We start from the raw sequence: 1,297 nt of genomic DNA, 5'->3' as shown, positions 1-1,297 counted from the left end.
CCGACGCCACCATGGTAAACACCAGCACCTTCAAGGACATCCCCGCCGGCTACGAGCTGGTCTGGGAGGGCGACCTCCAGATCAACGACGGCTGGGTCTGGGTTGAGGTTCGCCCCGTAGAAGAGACAGAAACTCAGTCTGTAACCGTTACATACTGGGACACTGTAAACAATAAACAGGTGGGCGAAACTTTCACCATTGAGGTTGCTGCTGACGCTACCAATCTCAATACCAGTACGCTGACCAATATTCCCGAAGGCTATGAACTCGTTTGGACCGGCGATCTGGCTATTGAAAATGGCGCAGTCCGTGTAGAGATTCGTCCCGTGACGGCTCCCCCTGTGGAAAAGACCTTCACGGTGACCTTTGACAGCAACGGCGGCAGCAAGGTTGCCAGCCAGACCGTAAAAGAGGGGGAGAAGGTGGCCAAGCCTGCTAACCCCACTCTCAGCGGATATACCTTTGAGGGCTGGTTTGTGGATAAGGCCTTGAAGACCGCTTACGACTTTAATACTCCTGTCATGAGCGATATCACGCTGTACGCCAGCTGGGACCGCCGCAGCAGCGGCGGAGGCGGAGGCGGCGGAAGCTCCTCCACCAAAAAGTACATCATCACTGTGACCTGCGGCGAAGGCGGTGAGATCACCCCCGATGGCGGCTCCGACAATGAAGTCGAGGTGCGCAAGGGGAATGACCAGACCTTCCGGATCTCCGCAAATAACGGCTACCGCATCTCCGACGTTCTGGTGGACGGCAAGAGTGTAGGGAATGTGGACAAATACACCTTTAAGGATGTAGATGAGGACCATGAGATCGAAGCCATCTTTACCCGCAGAGCCGCAGATCCCAGTGACAGCGGCACCGACCGTTATCTGAACACCAAAGACCATGTTCAGTATATGACCGGCTATCCGGATGGCTCGTTTGGCCCTGGCCAGAATATGACCCGTGCGGAGGCCGCTCAGATGTTCTACGCACTGCTGTTGGACCAGAATGTGCCTCACACGGTCAGCTTCTCCGATGTGCCCGCGGATGCGTGGTATGCGGAAGCTGTAAACACCCTGGCCTCTCTGGGTATGATCAATGGCTATCCCGACGGGACCTTCCGTCCGGACGCCCCCATCACCCGGGCAGAATTCTGTGTCATCGCTCTGGCCTTTGCCTATGAGCCGGAGGATTTCGACTGTAACTTCCGGGATGTGTCCACCAGTGACTGGTTCTACGACTATGTGGCCCAAGCCACCAGCTACGGTTGGATTTCCGGGGCTGACCGCAGCTTCCGTCCCAACGAGTGCAT

1 protein-coding gene is annotated in these 1,297 nt (G+C 56.6%); it reads left to right on the top strand.

Features of this window, described 5'->3' with window-relative positions; genetic code table 11:
* On the top strand, window positions 1-1,297 hold a 1,297-nt coding region (locus B5F19_RS16745; protein ID WP_204248362.1), incomplete at both ends, for an S-layer homology domain-containing protein.

The sequence above is a fragment of the Pseudoflavonifractor sp. An184 genome, assembly GCF_002160305.1.
Taxonomy (GTDB): Bacteria; Bacillota; Clostridia; order Oscillospirales; family Oscillospiraceae; genus Lawsonibacter; species Lawsonibacter pullicola.
Note: the sequence above shows the minus strand (reverse complement) of the source record. Positions and strands in the feature narration are given on the sequence as shown.